The 14526-nt window shown below is 69.0% G+C and carries 16 protein-coding genes; 9 read left to right on the forward strand and 7 right to left on the reverse strand.

Translation table 11 applies throughout. The annotated features are described in order from the left end of the window. Positions 1–33: 33 nt before the first annotated feature. The 4 genes from glpX to BLQ91_RS23505 all read left to right on the forward strand — a co-directional run bounded on the left by glpX (position 34) and on the right by BLQ91_RS23505 (position 3155). The gene (gene glpX, locus BLQ91_RS23490; protein WP_090099826.1) at positions 34–1074 is read left to right on the forward strand and encodes a class II fructose-bisphosphatase; all 1041 of its coding nucleotides are present in this window, start codon (positions 34–36) and stop codon (positions 1072–1074) included. 132 nt (positions 1075–1206) lie between these two features. After that, a complete protein-coding gene (locus BLQ91_RS23495; RefSeq protein ID WP_090099828.1) occupies positions 1207–1977 on the forward strand; it encodes a S1 family peptidase in 771 nt (256 codons plus the stop codon). 295 nt (positions 1978–2272) lie between these two features. Then, the gene (locus tag BLQ91_RS23500; protein ID WP_245733767.1) at positions 2273–2632 is read left to right on the forward strand and encodes a L,D-transpeptidase; all 360 of its coding nucleotides are present in this window, start codon (positions 2273–2275) and stop codon (positions 2630–2632) included. 112 nt (positions 2633–2744) lie between these two features. Beyond that, positions 2745–3155 (forward strand): L,D-transpeptidase, encoded by a 411-nt coding sequence (locus tag BLQ91_RS23505; RefSeq protein WP_090099830.1) that lies wholly within the window; start codon positions 2745–2747, stop codon positions 3153–3155. Positions 3156–3187: 32 nt separating this feature from the next. On the opposite strand, the gene BLQ91_RS23510 is transcribed toward BLQ91_RS23505, so the two are convergent. Continuing rightward, complete coding sequence (locus BLQ91_RS23510; protein WP_176959918.1) at positions 3188–4156, reverse strand: Glu/Leu/Phe/Val dehydrogenase; 969 nt, start codon at positions 4154–4156, stop codon at positions 3188–3190. A gap of 83 nt (positions 4157–4239) precedes the next feature. Here BLQ91_RS23510 and BLQ91_RS23515 point away from each other — a divergent pair, with 83 nt between their 5' ends. Further along, positions 4240–4701 carry an Lrp/AsnC family transcriptional regulator gene (locus BLQ91_RS23515; protein WP_090099832.1) on the forward strand — a complete coding sequence of 154 codons (462 nt, stop codon included), beginning with the start codon at positions 4240–4242 and terminating at the stop codon, positions 4699–4701. 18 nt (positions 4702–4719) lie between these two features. Here BLQ91_RS23515 and BLQ91_RS23520 read toward each other — a convergent pair whose 3' ends face one another. Continuing rightward, on the reverse strand, positions 4720–5688 hold the full coding sequence (locus BLQ91_RS23520) for an NAD(P)/FAD-dependent oxidoreductase (RefSeq protein WP_090099834.1): 969 nt from the start codon (positions 5686–5688) through the stop codon (positions 4720–4722). A 63-nt stretch (positions 5689–5751) separates the two neighbouring features. On the opposite strand from BLQ91_RS23520, the gene BLQ91_RS23525 reads away from it, so the two are divergent. After that, positions 5752–7146 (forward strand): class II fumarate hydratase, encoded by a 1395-nt coding sequence (locus tag BLQ91_RS23525; RefSeq protein WP_090099836.1) that lies wholly within the window; start codon positions 5752–5754, stop codon positions 7144–7146. A gap of 102 nt (positions 7147–7248) precedes the next feature. Here BLQ91_RS23525 and trhA read toward each other — a convergent pair whose 3' ends face one another. Then, a complete protein-coding gene (gene trhA / locus BLQ91_RS23530) occupies positions 7249–7932 on the reverse strand; it encodes a PAQR family membrane homeostasis protein TrhA (protein WP_090099838.1) in 684 nt (227 codons plus the stop codon). Between the two features lie 77 nt (positions 7933–8009). Between trhA and BLQ91_RS23535 the strand changes: the two genes are divergently transcribed. Further along, entirely contained in the window at positions 8010–8792 is a 783-nt protein-coding gene (locus tag BLQ91_RS23535; RefSeq protein WP_090099840.1) for an isoprenyl transferase, read from the forward strand. Between the two features lie 53 nt (positions 8793–8845). Here BLQ91_RS23535 and BLQ91_RS23540 read toward each other — a convergent pair whose 3' ends face one another. Together BLQ91_RS23540 and BLQ91_RS23545 are read right to left on the reverse strand one after the other, a co-directional pair. Continuing rightward, the gene (locus BLQ91_RS23540) at positions 8846–9118 is read right to left on the reverse strand and encodes a hypothetical protein (protein WP_090099842.1); all 273 of its coding nucleotides are present in this window, start codon (positions 9116–9118) and stop codon (positions 8846–8848) included. 89 nt (positions 9119–9207) lie between these two features. Beyond that, positions 9208–9573, reverse strand: a complete 366-nt coding sequence (locus BLQ91_RS23545; RefSeq protein ID WP_245733768.1) for a hypothetical protein — start codon at positions 9571–9573, stop codon at positions 9208–9210. A gap of 226 nt (positions 9574–9799) precedes the next feature. Here BLQ91_RS23545 and BLQ91_RS23550 point away from each other — a divergent pair, with 226 nt between their 5' ends. Then, positions 9800–11050 (forward strand): DUF885 domain-containing protein, encoded by a 1251-nt coding sequence (locus BLQ91_RS23550; protein ID WP_090099846.1) that lies wholly within the window; start codon positions 9800–9802, stop codon positions 11048–11050. A 387-nt stretch (positions 11051–11437) separates the two neighbouring features. Then, complete coding sequence (gene phoH2, locus BLQ91_RS23555; protein WP_425412530.1) at positions 11438–12742, forward strand: RNA 5'-3' helicase PhoH2; 1305 nt, start codon at positions 11438–11440, stop codon at positions 12740–12742. Between the two features lie 60 nt (positions 12743–12802). Here phoH2 and BLQ91_RS23560 read toward each other — a convergent pair whose 3' ends face one another. Continuing rightward, positions 12803–13573, reverse strand: coding sequence for an ABC transporter permease (locus BLQ91_RS23560; RefSeq protein ID WP_090099850.1), 771 nt, complete (start codon positions 13571–13573; stop codon positions 12803–12805). Further along, positions 13570–14523, reverse strand: coding sequence for an ABC transporter ATP-binding protein (locus BLQ91_RS23565; protein ID WP_090099851.1), 954 nt, complete (start codon positions 14521–14523; stop codon positions 13570–13572). Before BLQ91_RS23565 ends, BLQ91_RS23560 begins: the two co-directional genes overlap by 4 nt. Between the last annotated feature and the right edge of the window lie 3 nt (positions 14524–14526).

Below are 14526 nucleotides of genomic sequence, written 5' to 3' on the forward strand. Positions count from 1 at the left end.
CCGGCACGCTGAGTAGTCGCATGGAGGCGCGCAATGGTGAACACCCCCGCGGAACGACGTCGCGAAGCCCCCGACCGGAACCTGGCATTGGAGCTCGTGCGCGTCACCGAGGCGGCGGCGATGGCCGCGGGCCGGTGGGTGGGACGAGGCGACAAGAACGGCGGAGACGGCGCCGCGGTCGACGCGATGCGCAAGCTCATCCACACCGTCTCGATGAGGGGCGTGGTGGTGATCGGCGAGGGCGAGAAGGACGAGGCGCCCATGCTGTTCAACGGTGAAGAGGTCGGCAACGGCGAGGGCCCGGAGTGCGACGTCGCGGTCGACCCGATCGACGGCACCACGCTGATGTCCAAGGGCATGCCCAACGCCCTGGCGGTGCTGGCGGTGGCCGAGCGCGGCGCGATGTTCGACCCGTCCGCCGTGTTCTACATGGAGAAGCTCGCGGTGGGCCCGGAGGCGGCCGACGTCATCGACATCACCGCGCCGCTCGCGGAGAACATCCGCCGCGTCGCGAAGGCCAAGCACAGCGACGTCTCGGACGTGAACGTGTGCATCCTCGACCGGCCGCGGCACGAGAAGATCGTGCAGGAGGTCCGCCAGGCGGGCGCGCGCATCCACTTCATCTCCGACGGCGACGTGGCGGGCGCGATCTCGGCGGCACGCCCCACGTCGGGCGTGGACATGCTCGTGGGCATCGGCGGCACGCCCGAGGGCATCATCGCCGCGGCGGCCCTCAAGTGCGTGGGCGGGGCCATCCAGGGCCGGCTGTGGCCGAAGGACGACGAGGAGCGCGAGAAGGCGATCGGCGCGGGCCACGACCTGTCCCGCGTGCTCACCACGAACGATCTCGTGAGCGGTGACAACGTCTTCTTCTGCGCCACCGGCGTCACGGACGGAGACCTCTTGCGCGGCGTGCACTACCGGGCGGGCGGCTGCACGACCCAGTCGATCGTCATGCGCTCCAAGTCCGGCACCGTGCGCATGATCGACGGCTTCCACAGCCTGCACAAGCTGCGGGAATACGCCTCGGTGGACTTCGACCTGCCCGAGGACGTGCAGCAGCCGCTGCCCTGACCGGCTGTGAAAATGTGAACCGTCAACGGACGGTCACCCTCCGAGTGACCCTAGTGACGACGTGACCTCCGTCCCTAGTTTCCGTTCTGACCCCGGCAACCCTGCGCCGGGTTCGGGAAAGGACACTCAACGATGAGGGCACGTTCGTTGTTCTCCGCAGTCGTCGTGGCCGCGGGCGCCCTGCTCGCCTCGGTCACCGCGGCCACCGCGGCTCCGGCTCCCACCGCTGACGGCGAGGTCTCGCCGATGATCGTCGGCGGCACCAACGCCACGCAGGTCTACTCCTGGATGGTCTCCCTGCAGAGCACCTCCGGCAGCCACTTCTGCGGCGGCACGCTGATCAAGGCGAACTGGGTCGTGACGGCGAAGCACTGCGTCCAGGGCTCGACGGCGGCGTCGATCCGCACCCGGATCGGCACGACCAACCGCACCAGCGGCGGCACCACGACCGGTGCGTCGCGGATCATCAACCACCCGTCGGCCGACCTGGCGCTGGTGCAGCTCAACACCTCGGTCAGCCAGGCGCCCGCCCCGGTGGCGGCCTCGTCCGGCGCGGTCGGCACCGCCACCCGCATCATCGGCTGGGGCCAGACCTGCCCGACCCGCGGCTGCGGTGGCGCTCCGATCACGCTGCAGGAGCTGAACACGTCGATCGTGACGGACAGCCGTTGCGCCGGCATCAGCGGTGCTTCGGAGATCTGCACCAACAACACCGGTGGCAACAAGGGCGCCTGCTACGGCGACTCGGGTGGCCCGCAGGTGAAGTCCGTGAACGGCCGCTGGGAGCTCATCGGCGCGACCAGCCGCTCCGGTGGTGGCGCGACCTGCGCGACCGCTCCGTCGATCTACGTGGACGTCCCGTACTTCCGCTCGTGGATCAGCCAGTACGCCGGCACCGTCTGAGTCGGCAAGCGCGTTCCGAGGCCCGTCTCCCCACCGTTGCGGGAGGCGGGCCTCCGCCGTGCAACCCCGCTGGTCCTCCCGCCGTCTACCTCGGCAAGGGGTGGGAACGACCAGGGGGTGCGCGGTGCGGATGCTGCTCGTGGCGGTCACGTTGTTGTCGGTGGCGGGATGTGCGCAGGGGGCTGTGCACGCGGAAACGTCCGCAGCGCCACCATCTTCGTCTTCGGCGGCGCCGTCGTCCGCTCCGCCTCCGACCACCTCGCAGACGCCTCTCCCGCCGCCTCCTCCCCCGCCCGTGGTGAAGCCGACGCCGTGCACCATCAGCGACGGCGCGTGCATCCAGCTCTCCACGAACCAGTCCTGGGTCGTGCGCGGCGACAAGATCGTCTACGGCCCGGTGCCGATCACGCACGGCCGCAAGGGCCACGAGACGCCGCTCGGCGACTTCCCGGTGCTGCGCAAGGTGAAGAACGAGTGGAGCCGGCCGTACAACGCGCCGATGCCGTGGTCGACGTACTTCACCGAGAGCGGCATCGCCTTCCACGAGGGCTCGCTGACCGACCCGTCGCACGGCTGCATCCACCTCGACCCGAAGGCCGCGCAGTACTACTTCACGAACCTCTCGATCGGCGAGACCGTGCAGGTGGTCTCGTGATCATGCGTGCGATCCGCCCACACCCTCCACAAAGGAGCGTCCAGACGCTTTCACAACCAGGTGATTGAGATCACCCCATAGTGGTTATCCCACTACCGAGGGGTGATGTGAGATGCGAGTCCTGATCGCGACGGTGCTCCTGATCCTCGGTTTCGCCGTTCCCGCGCAAGCCCAGGCGGGATGCACCGTCCACAACGGAGCGTGCCTGGAGAAGTCCAAGAACCAGGCGTGGCTGGTTTTCAACGGCAAGACGAGCTACGGCCCGGTGCCGATCAGCCACGGCAAACCGGGGTACGAGACCCCGGTGGGCACGTTTCCGGTGCTGCGCAAGGTGAAGAACGACTGGAGCGTCCCCTACAACGGCCCGATGCCGAACGCGGTGTACTTCACCACGGACGGCATCGCGTTCCACCAGGGTGACACGAACGTCCAGTCGCACGGCTGCATCCGGCTGTCCTGGGATGCGTCGCTCGTCTTCTACGACAACCTGGTGGTCGGCGAGCAGGTCCAGGTCCTGCCCTGACCCGATGGGCGTGGAGGCCTGGACGGAGACGTTCAGGCCTCCACGCCCAGCAGTCGTTCGACGGTCTTCTCGATGCCGTCGACCCGCTTCAGCGCGGCCTCGTGATCAGCCCCGTCGTCCTCCCTGGCGAGCGTGTAGATGACCCCGCCGGCGCTCGCGACGTGGTCCGGCACCCAGACGATGCCGCGCTCGGCGAGCAGGTCCGCCACGCCGTCGTCGGTGAGCTGGTTGTTCGCAGGACCGACGATGAGCTTCACGCCGAGCCGCCGCACCGTCTCGGGGCTCAGCACCCCGCCCACGGCCGCCGGCACGAGGACGTCGGCCTCGACCTCGTACGCCTCGTCGGGGTGGACCCAGCCGTACTCGTCCGTCCGCCTGCTCTCGTCCACGTCCGACACGGTGATGTCCGCGCCCTCGATCCCCTTGGCGATCAGCTCCCCCACCGACCCGAACCCGCTGATCACGACCTTCCTGCCGGTCAGGTCGTCCGTGCCGAAGGTGTGCCGCGAGGCCGCCCGCAACGCCGCCAGCACGCCCCGCGCCGTGGGCCCGCTCGACGACCCCGTGCCGCCCTGCGCCTCGGGCAGGCAGTAGGCGTAGGGCGTGAGCTCCCTGAACACCGCCATGTCGTCGGGCCCGGTCCCGACGTCGGGGCCCGCCCGGTAGGCACCGCCGAACTCGTCGATCAGCTCGGCGTGGTCGAGCAGCACCGCGCGGCGGAGGTCCGGCGTGAGCTCGCGGCCGGCCACGATGACGCTCTTGGCTCCACCGTGCGGGATCCCCGCCGCCGCGCACTTCAGCGTCATGGCCTTCGACAGCCGCAGCACGTCGGTGACGGCGTCGGTGATGTGCCCGTACGCCTTCATCCGGCACCCGCCGACCGCCGGCCCGGCTTCCGTCGAGTGCACGGCGACCATGGTGGTGAGCCCCGACCGCCGCCCGGTGCGGACGACGAGCCGTTCGTGTTCCCACATCTTGCGTTCCTCCCGAACTTCGGCCATGTTCTGACCTCGAAGTTAGGGTGAACGCCAAGAGTGGTGGGATGTCACCGAACGTTGTTCGGCAGAGCGTCTCGGGAGACGTCGTGGATGAACTTGATTCGGCGATCGTGCGGGAACTGCAGCGCGATGCACGGCAGTCGAACCGCGACATCGCCCGCAAGGTCGGCGTCGCGCCCTCGACGTGCCTCGAACGCACCCGCCTGCTGCGCGAACGCGGCGTGATCCGCGGCTACCACGCCGACATCGCCCCGGCCGCGCTGAACCGCGGCGTGCAGGCGCTGGTGTCGGTGCAGGTCCGTCCCCTCAGTCGAGCCGTGATCGACGCCTTCAAGGCGTTCGCGCACGGCCTGCCCGAGGTGACGGCGGTGTTCGTGATGGCGGGCAACGACGACTTCGTGATCCACGTGGGCGCGCAGGACAACGAGCACCTGCACGCGTTCCTGGTGGACAGGCTGAGCCAGCGCAAGGAGATCGTCGGCTTCCGGACGTCGATCATCTTCCAGCACCTGGCGAAGCACGACCCGGCACCGCTGCCGGGGACCTGACGGCCCCCGGCCCGCGCGTCACGTGCCGTCGCTGGAGTGCCCGGGGAACAGGTGCGCCGAGGGGTTGAGCGCCACCGCGATGTTGTTGACCGCGGTCGCCGCCTCCCCGAACCCGGTGGCGATCAGCTTGACCTTGCCGGGGTACTGCGCGACGTCGCCCGCCGCGTAGACGCGGTCCAGCCTGGTCTTCATCGTGGTGTCGACGAGCACCGCGCGGTGGTCGAGCTCGAGTCCCCACGACTCGATCGGCCCGAGGTCGGCGGTGAAGCCGAGCGCGGCCACGACCGCCTGGGCGGGCAACGTGCGCGCGTCACCACCCTTGACCTTCACGTCCACTTCGGACAGAGGTTCGCCGCGCAGCGCCAGCACCTCCGCGTCGGTGATGATCTCGACGCCGAGTTCCCGCACCTGCCGCACGGTGGCGGCGTGAGCGCGGAAGCTGGCCCTGCGGTGCACGATCTTGACGCTCGCGGCGATCGGGTGCAGCGCCAGCGCCCAGTCGAAGGCCGAGTCACCGCCTCCCACGATCACCACGTGCTGGCCGGTGTGCTCGGCCAGCACCGGCACGAAGTGCACCATGCCGCGGCCCAGCCAGCCGTCACCCGCGGGCAGCGGGCGCGGGTTGAACTCGCCCATGCCCGCCGTGATCAGCACGGCCTTGGCGTTGATCGCGGAGCCGTCCGCGAGGCCGATCCGCACACCGTCCTCAGTGGACTCACAGGTGCGTGCCTGGCGGCCGAGGAGGTAGGTGGGCTTGAACTGCGCTGCCTGCTCCACCAGTCCGTTGACGAGGTCGCGTCCGCGCACGGCGGGGAACCCGGCCACGTCGAAAATCATCTTCTCCGGATACATCGCCGTCACCTGGCCGCCCGGTTCCGGCAGGGCGTCCACGACCGCGACGTTCATTTCCCGGAAGCCTGCGTAGTAAGCGGCGAACAACCCCGTGGGACCAGCTCCCACGATGAGGAGGTCGACGTCACGCTCCATGAGTGGTGCCCTTCTGCCAGTGGTGGGTGGCAGTGCTGTGATCGACCATAGAGACTCGGAGGTATGTCTGAACAGGAGTACCGCGTCGAGCACGACACGATGGGTGAGGTCCGCGTGCCGGTCGACGCATTGTGGCGCGCCCAAACCCAACGCGCGGTCGAGAACTTTCCGATTTCCGGTCGAGGCCTGGAACGCGCCCAGATCCGAGCACTGGGCCTGCTCAAGGCAGCGGCGGCCCGCGTGAACGCGCGACTGGGCGTTCTGGACGCGGACCTCGCCTCCGCCATCGCCGCCGCGGCCGACGAGGTCGCCGCCGGCCGGTGGGACGAGCACTTCCCGGTCGACGTCTTCCAGACGGGCTCCGGCACGTCGTCGAACATGAACGCCAACGAGGTCATCGCCACCCTGGCGACCCGGGCTCTCAGCAGCGACGTGCACCCGAACGACCACGTCAACGCCTCGCAGTCGTCCAACGACACGTTCCCCACGACCCTGCGCGTCGCCGCCACCGAGGCCGTGGTGACCGACGTGGTCCCCGCCCTGGAACACCTGCTGGGCGTGCTCGAGTCCCGTGCGGCGGAGTGGGCCGACCTGGTCAAGTCCGGCCGCACGCACCTCATGGACGCCGTCCCGATCACGCTGGGCCAGGAGGCGGGCGCCTGGGCGTCCCAGGTCCGCTACTCCGTCGAACGCCTGCGGGCGTCGGTCCCGCGCCTGGCGGAGCTCCCGATCGGCGGCACCGCGGTCGGCTCGGGCCTGAACGCCCCGGAGGGCTTCGGCACCGCCGTCGCCGCCGAGCTCGCCACCGCCACCGGCCTGCCCCTGACCGAGGCCCGCGACCACTTCGAGGCCCAGGCGACCCAGGACGGCGTGGTCGAGATCTCGGGCCAGCTCCGCGCCTCGGCCGTGGCGCTGTTCAAGATCGCCAACGACCTCCGCTGGCTGGGCTCCGGCCCCCGCACCGGCCTCGGCGAACTGGCGCTCCCCGACCTCCAGCCGGGCAGCTCGATCATGCCGGGCAAGGTCAACCCGGTGATCTCCGAGGCGACGATGATGGTCGTGGCCCAGGTGATCGGCAACGACGCCACCGTCGCCTTCGCGGGCTCGCAGGGCAACTTCCAGCTGAACGTGATGCTGCCGGTCATCGCCCGCAACGTCCTGGAGTCGTCCCGCCTCCTGGCCGCCGTGGCGCGCCTGCTCGCCGACAAGGTCCTCGTGGGCACCGAACCCGTCGCGGATCAGATGCGCGAGTACGCGGAGTCGTCACCGTCGATCGTGACGCCGCTGAACCGGTACATCGGCTACGAGGAGGCGGCGTCGATCGCCAAGCAGTCGCTCAAGGAGCGCAAGACCATCCGCGAGGTGGTGCTGGAACGCGGCCACGTGCCGGGCAAGCTCACCGAGGAGCAGCTGGACGCGGCCCTGGACGTGCTGCACATGGCGCGCGGAGGCCGCTGAAGCCGCTTCGGTCCAGGGCCGCGGGGTCAACCGCGGCCCTGGACCGAAGTGCTCCTCTTCGACCAGTCGCGCGACGAGGTGAACAGGCCGATCACGACGGCTTCAAGCGCCGGTTGAGGAGTACATCGCGAGCCAGATCGCGATGTAGTGGCAGATCGCCGCCACCACGGTCGCGGCGTGGAAGAACTCGTGGTACCCGAACACCTGGGGCCAAGGGTTGGGCCACCGGGTCGCGTAGAAGACAGCGCCGGCGGTGTAGAGCAGCCCACCCACCAGCAGCAGCACGAGAGCGGCGACCCCGGCGTAGTGCAGCAGCTCGGGCAGCACGAACACCGCGACCCACCCGAGGGCGATGTAGATCGGCACCCCGAGCCACCGCGGCGAGTGCGGCCAGGCGAGCTTCAGGGTCACGCCGGCCAGCGCCCCGATCCACACCACCGTCAGCACGACGCGCCCCGTGTCCGGGTTCATCGCCAGCAACGCGAACGGGGTGTAGGTGCCGGCGATGAACACGAAGATCATCGAGTGGTCCAGCCGCTTCATCCACGTGCGGACGCGGTCGGACTTCCACGTCACGCGGTGGTACAGCGCCGAGACGCCGAAGAGGCCGAGGACGGTCGCGCCGTAGACGGAGGTGGCGAGGGCGGCTCGCGCGGACACCGTGGACGCCGCGAGGGCGATCAGCGTCGCGCCTGTCGCCACGGAGGCTACGAACGACCAGAGGTGCAGCCACCCACGAAGGCGCGGCCGCAGTCCGGGCTGTGGAGGAATGGGCGCTGTGGTCACAGGTCCGTAGGTTACGCCACCGTAGGTTTCGGACCATGGCTCAGTGATGAACCTTGCACGGCGTACGCTGTTCGGACGTGGCACTCCGCACTCGTGTGAAAGACGTCGCTATCCACTTCTACGAGTGGATTCTCCGGCGTGAGCTGAGCGGGACGACACAGGGGCCCAAGCACGTGGGCGTGGTGTTGGACGGCAACCGCCGCTGGGCCCGGGAGGCCGGGTTCACCGACGTCGCGGACGGCCACAGGGCCGGTGCGCGCAAGATCCTGGAGCTGCTCGACTGGTGCGGTGACGCCCAGGTCGAGGTCGTCACGCTCTGGATGCTGAGCACCGACAACCTGAACCGCGACAACGCCGAACTGGCGCCGTTGCTCGACATCATCGCCGACATCACCGACGAGCTGGCCGGCGACGACAAGCCGTGGCGCGTCCGGCACGTCGGCGCCCTCGACATGCTGCCCGCCGAGCACGCCGAGCGGCTCACCAACGCGGCCAGCAAGACGAAGAACCGCACCGGGATCCAGGTCAACGTCGCCGTCGCGTACGGCGGGCGGCAGGAGATCGCGGACGCCGTCCGGAAGCTCCTGCAGGCGCACGCGGAGCGCGGCGGCACCATCGAGGAGCTCGCCGAGGTGCTCGACGTCGACCACATCGCGGAGCACCTCTACACGTCCGGGCAGCCCGATCCGGACCTCATCATCCGCACGTCCGGTGAGCAGCGGCTCTCCGGCTTCATGCTCTGGCAGTCGGCGCACTCGGAGTTCTGGTTCTGCGAGGCGTACTGGCCCGGCTTCCGCCGCACCGACTTCCTGCGGGCCATGCGCGAGTACGCCAAGCGCCACCGCCGTTACGGCAGCTGAGACGCCGAAAGGGCGCCCACCGCGAGGTGGGCGCCCTGTGCAACGCGAGAACGTCAGCCGTCGACGTTGACGTCGTCGCCGTCCACCACGCCGCCCGCGGCACAGGTCTCGGTGATGCTGGGCGAGTTGATCGGGATGGCGCCCAGCACGCCGATGTTGTTGCCGCAGGCGCCGACGACGGCGTTGATGTTGTTGCCGTTCAGCACGCTCAGCAGCGAACCGTTGGTCTGGTGGAAGCTGTCAGGCGCCGCGGACGCCATACCCGTGGCGCCGAACATCATGAAACCAGCCGCCGTGACCGCAGCGGCACACGCCTTCTTCAGCATTTCTTCTCCTCGTGGACGGTACTACTGCCAGAACGGTCCAGAGACGCCATGAAATGGCGTCTCTGGACACTAAACAGCCGAAAGTGAAATCAGCCGTCGACGTTGACGTCGTCGCCGTCCACGATGCCGCCCGCGGCGCAGGTCCCGGTGATGCTCGGCGAGTTGATCGGGATGGCGCCCAGCACGCCGACGTTGTTGCCGCAGACGCCGATGACGGCGTTGACGTTGTTGCCGTTCAGCACGCTCAGCAGCGAGCCGTTGGTCTGGTGGAAGCCGTTGTGGTAGTGGTGCTCGTGGTGGCCCTGGCTGTGGCCGTGACCGTGACCGTGACCGTGACCGTGGTGGCCGTGACCGTGATGGCCGTGACCGTGGTCGCCCTCTCCCGCCATGGCCGCAGGGGCGAACGCGAGCGACAGAGCAGCAGCGGCAGCAACCACTGCGAAGGTCTTCTTCACGTCATTCTCCTTCATGTCGGGTCAGCCCCGTCATTTCCGGAGTCTTCGGGGATCTCCGGACGGTGGGGTCCTCGAAAAAAATTTACCCGCGAGGATCTGACTTCATGTCTCCATTACTCCTATTGTGTGATCGCATGATCAACAATGGTCCCCGATCAGGTGATGTTCGATTTTCGATTCGGTCGCGAGCAAGCCGCTGTGGTAGACGCTCTACGCTCTCCGACTCATGGACGCCAACGAGCTGGTGCGCGGATATCTGGTGCTGGGGCTGCGGCTCGGACGCCTGGTGTCCGGGTTCGTCGACTCGTTCACCGGCGATCCCGCGCTGAGCCGCTCCGTCGACAACGAACCGCGCCTGCACCCGAGGGCCCTCGGGAACCACGCGAGGCAGCTGCGCGGAGAACTCCCCGGCAGCGACCTCGACGACCAGCGCAAGCAGTTCCTCGACGCCCACCTGCTCGCGCTCGAGTGCACCGCGCGCAAGCTCGACGGCGAGCGCATGACGTTCGTCGACGAGGTCGAGCGGTACTTCCAGGTGCGCGTCAAGCCCGGCGACCAGGACGCGTACGCGCTCGCCCACCGCCACCTCGACACCGTCCTCGAAGGCCCCGGCACGCTCGCCGACCGCCTGACGGCCTTCCGCGCCGCCGACGAGGTGCCCGCGCGCAGGCTCCAGGGCGCCGTGCACGCGCTGTCCAGCGCGCTGAGGGACAGGGTGCGCGGACGGTACGCCCTGCCCGAGCAGGAGATCGTGGAGTACCGGATCGTCACCAACAAGCCGTGGAGCGGCTTCAACCACTACCTCGGCGACTACCGCAGCAGGGTCTCCATCAACGCCGACCTGGGCCACCGCATGGCGAACCTGCCCCACCTCGTGGCGCACGAGTCGTACCCGGGCCACCACACCGAGCACTGCCGCAAGGAGGCGGGCCTGGTCGCGAAACGCGGCCACGCCGAGCAGTCGATCTTCCTGATCAACACGCCGCAGTGCCTGATGGCCGAGGGCATGGCCGACCTGGGCCTGCACGCCGTGGTCGGGCCGGGCTGGGGCCTCTGGACGGAGCGGATCTTCCGCGACCTGGGGTTGCGAATGGACGGCGAACTGTCCGAACAGGTCGAGGCGGCGGCGTCGGGCCTGCTCACGGTGCGGCAGGACGCCGCGCTGCTGCTGCACGACCGGGGCGCGGACCAGGACGACGTGGTCGCGTACCTGCGCAGGTGGCTGCTGGTTCCGGAGCGCCGCGCGCGGCAGATGGTCCGCTTCCTGGCCGACCCGCTCTGGCGCGCGTACACCACGACCTACGTGGAAGGGGTGCGCCTGGTGAGGGCGTGGCTCGACGTCCGCGCGCCGGGGGAACCGCTCGACTCGCGCTACCTGAGGCTCCTCGACGAGCCCCTGGTGCCGAGATCACTCGAGACCCAGGTCCGCGACGGCCTGTCCTGGCTCGCCCGCAACACCCACGAGAACACCACCTGACCAGTCCTGACACGGGTGCGGTCACGTTTCGGGCCGTTGTCCGGAAGATGACAAGTTCGGATTCACCTGGGTGGCTTCGTGCCGATCGGGCACTTCCACAGGTAACTTCGAAACCGGCGGGACGCGACCACTGCGGACCGCGCAGGGAGGCTCTGATCGTGGCAGACGACGTCGCGAGGGGGCCGGCACCCGGCCCTCGTGGTCGACCCGCCTGACGCCCACCGGCGGAAGGCGAGACGACCGATCAGGGTGGTGCCTGGCCCAGCGAGGAGCGGACGCGGGTGCCGCGTTCGTGAGGGAGTTGCCGTGAACGCACGACGTCCCGCGAGCCGTTCCTCAGGCTCATCGCGCAGTTCTTCCTCCCGGCGCAAGTCCGCCGCACCGGCCATCACGACCTATGTGCTGGACACGTCGGTCCTGCTGTCCGATCCTCTCGCCGCCACCCGCTTCGCGGAGCACGAGGTCGTGCTCCCGCTCGTGGTGATCAGCGAGCTGGAGGGCAAGCGCCACCACCCCGAACTGGGCTGGTTCGCGAGGGAAGCCCTGCGACTGCTCGACGACCTGCGCTTGCGGCATGGTCGCCTCGACTCGCCGATCCCGATCGGGGATCTGGGAGGCACCTTGCACGTCGAGCTCAACCACTCCGACCCGGAGGTGTTGCCATCAGGTTTCCGAACGGACTCCAACGACGCCCGGATCCTCGCCTGCTCCCTCAACCTCGCCGCTGAGGGGCGCAACGTCACCCTGGTGACCAAGGACATGCCGCTGCGGGTCAAGGCCGGATCGGTCGGCCTCCCGGCGGAGGAGTACCGGGCGCACGACGTCACCCTGTCGGGCTGGACGGGAATGTCCGATCTGGACGTTCCCCAGTCCCTCGTGGACGACCTGTTCAAGGAGAACGTCGTCGACCCGACCCGGTACGAGGACCTGGAGCACATCGCCGAACTGCCCTGCCACACCGGACTGAGGTTGCTGGCGGGCACGTCGAGCGCTCTGGGCCGGGTGACCGCGGACAAGCAGATCAGGCTGGTGCGCGGAGATCGGGAGGCGTTCGGACTGCACGGACGGTCCGCTGAGCAGCGGATCGCACTGGACCTGCTGCTCGACGCCGATGTCGGCATCGTCTCGCTGGGCGGACGTGCGGGCACCGGCAAGTCGGCACTGGCGCTGTGCGCCGGTCTCGAAGCGGTGATGGAACGCAGGCAGCACCGCAAGGTCGTGGTGTTCCGGCCGCTCTACGCGGTCGGTGGCCAGGAGCTCGGGTACCTGCCGGGCTCCGAGAACGAGAAGATGGGGCCGTGGGCGCAGGCGGTGTTCGACACCCTCGGCGCGCTGGTGAGCCAGGCGGTGCTGGAGGAGGTGCTGGACCGCGGGATGCTCGAGGTCCTGCCGCTCACCCACATCCGCGGCCGCTCGCTGCACGACTCCTTCGTGATCGTCGACGAGGCGCAGTCGTTGGAGCGCAACGTGTTGCTGACCGTGCTGTCGCGTCTGGGCAGCAACTCGCGGGTGGTGCTGACGCACGACGTGGCGCAGCGCGACAACCTGCGGGTCGGCCGGCACGACGGCGTGGCGGCGGTGATCGAGAAGCTGAAGGGCCACCCGCTCTTCGCCCACATCACCCTGACGCGCTCGGAGCGTTCGCCGATCGCGGCGCTCGTCACCGAGATGCTGGAGGACTACGCCTCCTAGCGTCCTGCACGAGGAGCGGCCCCGCGCTTTCGTCGCGCGGGGCCGCTCCTCGTGCTCTTCCTAGTCGAGCGCGCGCTTCATGAAGCCCCGCAGGCCGAGCCCGCCGAAGCCCGCGATCGCGATCACGAGCACGGCGAGGACGACGGGCAGCGGGATGTGCGGCACGTCCGGCACCAGTTCCGCGCGCATGCCCTCGCTCACGTACGTCAGCGGGTTGAGCGCGCAGACCACCTTGAACCACAACAGGTCGTCGCTCAGCGACCGCCACGGGAACTGCGCGGAGCCCGTGAACAGGATCGGCGTCAGGATCACCGCGAACATGACGTTGACGCGCCGCGCGGGCACCGACGTGCCGATCACCAGCCCGACCGAGCCGCCGGCGAGGCAGCCGAGCACGATCACGAGCAGCGCGCCGGGGATCCCCGACCACGCCCAGGAGACGTCGAGCATCACGAACCCGACCGGCACCATCAGCACGGCCGCGAAGAACCCGCGGATCGCACCGAACACGATCTTCTCGACCGCGACGAGCGGGATGGAGATCGGCGCGAGCAGCCGGTCCTCGATCTCCCGCGTCCACGAGAAGTCGAGCACCAGCGGCAGCGTCGTGTTCTGCAGCGCGCCCAGGAACCCGTTCATCGCGATGATGCCCGGCAACAGCACCTGCGCGAAGTCGTCCTGGACGTACCCGATGTCCCCCAGCACCTTCGCGAAGATGAAGAGGATGAAGAACGGCTGGATGATCACCTGCGCGAGGAAGCTCGGCAGCTCGCGACCCGTGACGAAGACGTCCCGCCACAGGATCGCCTGGAAGGTCCTGAGTTGGCTCACCGGAGCTCCCTGCCGGTCAGGTGGATGAAGACGTCCTCCAGGCTGGGCTTGCCGATCGCGACGTCGCTGACCGTGACGTCGAGGTCGCGCAGCACGTTCAGCACGGCGGGCAGCGTGATCGCGGTGTCGCTGTCGGTGTAGACGCGGAACATGTCGTTCAGCTCCTCCACGCGCTGCACACCGTCCAGTTCGGACAGCTCACGGGTGATCTTCGCGCGCTCGTGGCCGTTCGGGATCACCGTGACGCTGACCGTGTTGCTGCCGGGCAGGTTCTTCGTGAGCTCGCTCGGCGTGTCGAGCGTGAGCAGCTTGCCGTGGTCGACGATGCCGACGCGGTCGCACAGCTTGGTGGCCTCGTCCATGTCGTGCGTGGTGAGCACGACCGTGACGCCTTCCGCGTGCAGTGCGGCGACGCGTTCGTGGACGAAGAGCCGGGCCTGCGGGTCGAGCCCGGTGCTCGGTTCGTCGAGGAACAGCACCTTCGGCCGGTGCATGAGCGCGCGGGCGATCATCAGCCGTTGCGCCTGCCCGCCCGACAACGTGTCGACGAGCGCGTTCCGGTGGTCCTTGAGACCCATCCGCTCGATGATGTCGTCGGCGAGCTTCTGACGTTCCCTCGGCCCGATGCCGTGGTAGGCCGCGTGGAACAACAGGTTCTGCCGCGCGTTGAGCGACCGGTCGAGGTTGTTGCGCTGCGGCACGACCGCGAGCAGCTGCCGCGCCCGCTTGGAGTCGGCCACCACGTCGACGCCCTCCACGAGCGCCTGCCCCGAGGTGGGGCGGACGCGCGTGGTGAGGACACCGACCGTGGTCGTCTTGCCCGCGCCGTTCGGCCCGAGCAGTCCGAAGACCTCACCGCGGCGGACGTCGAAGCTCAACCCGTCCACCGCAGGCTTTTGTCCTGTTTTATAGACTTTGCGGAGATCTCTTACCGAGACCGCTTCGTCCACTTC

The sequence above is a fragment of the Lentzea jiangxiensis genome, assembly GCF_900104175.1.
Lineage (GTDB): Bacteria > Actinomycetota > Actinomycetes > Mycobacteriales > Pseudonocardiaceae > Lentzea > Lentzea jiangxiensis.